Source organism: Dactylosporangium sucinum, assembly GCF_014647515.1.
Taxonomy (GTDB): Bacteria; Actinomycetota; Actinomycetes; order Mycobacteriales; family Micromonosporaceae; genus Dactylosporangium; species Dactylosporangium sucinum.
In genome coordinates, this window is sequence record NZ_BMPI01000176.1 from 1 (window position 1) to 1571 (window position 1571).

At 67.0% G+C, this 1571-nt stretch carries 1 protein-coding gene; it reads left to right on the top strand.

Annotation, left to right across the window (positions count from 1 at the left end; genetic code table 11):
* Positions 1–1571 (top strand): potassium-transporting ATPase subunit KdpA (gene kdpA, locus IEZ31_RS55640; RefSeq protein ID WP_190258271.1); only part of this gene is annotated, 1571 nt, incomplete at both ends.

A 1571-nucleotide genomic window follows, 5' to 3' on the forward strand; every position in this document is an offset into this window, starting at 1 on the left:
CCGTTCGGGGATTACATGTTTCGGGCGATCACGTCGGTGCGGCATTTGCGTGTTGAGCGTGTCGTCTACCGGGTGGTTGGGGTGAACCCGGAGGGTGAGCAGTCGTGGGGGGTGTATGCCCGTAGCGTGCTGGCGTTCTCGGCGGTGTCGATTCTGTTCCTGTACCTGTTCCAGCGGGTGCAGCACCATCTGTGGCTGAGTCTGGGTTTCGGCCCGGTGCAGCCGGACCAGGCGTGGAACACGGCGGTCAGCTTCGTGACGAACACGAACTGGCAGTCGTACTCCGGCGAGTCGACGATGGGCCATCTGGTGCAGATGGCGGGTCTGGCGGTGCAGAACTTCACGTCGGCGGCGGTCGGTGTCGCGGTGGCGGTTGCGCTGGTGCGTGGTTTCGCCCGGTCGAAGACGGACCAGCTGGGCAACTTCTGGGTCGACCTGACCCGGATCTGTGTCCGGATTCTGCTGCCGGTCGCGGTGATCGGGGCGACGCTGCTGATCGTCGGTGGTGCGGTGCAGAACCTCAGTGCGGGCACCGACGTGACCACTCTGGCCGGTGCTACCCAGCACATCACGGGCGGGCCGGTGGCCAGCCAGGAGGTCATCAAGGAGCTGGGCACGAACGGTGGTGGTTTCTACAACGCCAACAGCGCGCACCCGTTCGAGAACCCGACGAGCTGGACGAACTGGATCGAGTTGTTCCTGATCCTGCTCATCCCGTTCACCCTGCCCCGCGTGTTCGGCCGGATGGTGGGTGACCGGCGGCAGGGCCTGGCCATCGCCGGCATCATGGCGATCCTCGCGATCGGCAGCGTCATCGCCCTCAACGCGCTGCAACTGCACGGGGCCGGGACGGTCCCGACCGCGGTCGGCGCGGCGACGGAGGGCACCGAGGCCCGGTTCGGGGTGTCGAACTCGGCGACGTTCGCCGCGGTCACGACGCTGACCTCGACCGGCGCGGTGAACTCGTTCCACGACTCCTACACGGCGCTCGGCGGCATGATCACGATGCTGAACATGATGCTGGGTGAGGTCGCCCCCGGCGGCACCGGCTCCGGCCTGTACGGCATGCTGATCCTGGCCGTGATCACGGTGTTCGTGGCCGGGCTGATGGTCGGGCGGACCCCGGAGTACCTCGGGAAGAAGATCGGCGCGCGGGAGATCAAGTTCGCGTCGCTGTACCTGCTGACCACCCCGGCCCTCGTCCTCGTCGGCACCGCCGTCGCGATGGCCTCGAAGCAGGCCCGCTCATCGATGCTCAACACCGGCGCCCACGGCCTGTCCGAAGTGTTGTACGCGTTCACGTCAGCGTCGAACAACAACGGCTCCGCCTTCGCCGGCATCAGCGTCAACACCGAGTTCTACAACACCGCGCTCGGCCTGTGCATGCTGCTGGGCCGGTTCCTCCCGATCATCTTCATCCTCGGCCTGGCCGGCTCCCTCGCCCGCCAGCAACCCGTACCCGAAACCACCGGCACGCTCAAGACCTACCAACCCCTGTTCGTCGGCATGGTGGTCGGCGTCACGATCGTCGTGGTCGCCCTGACCTACCTGCCCGCACTGGCCCTCGGCCC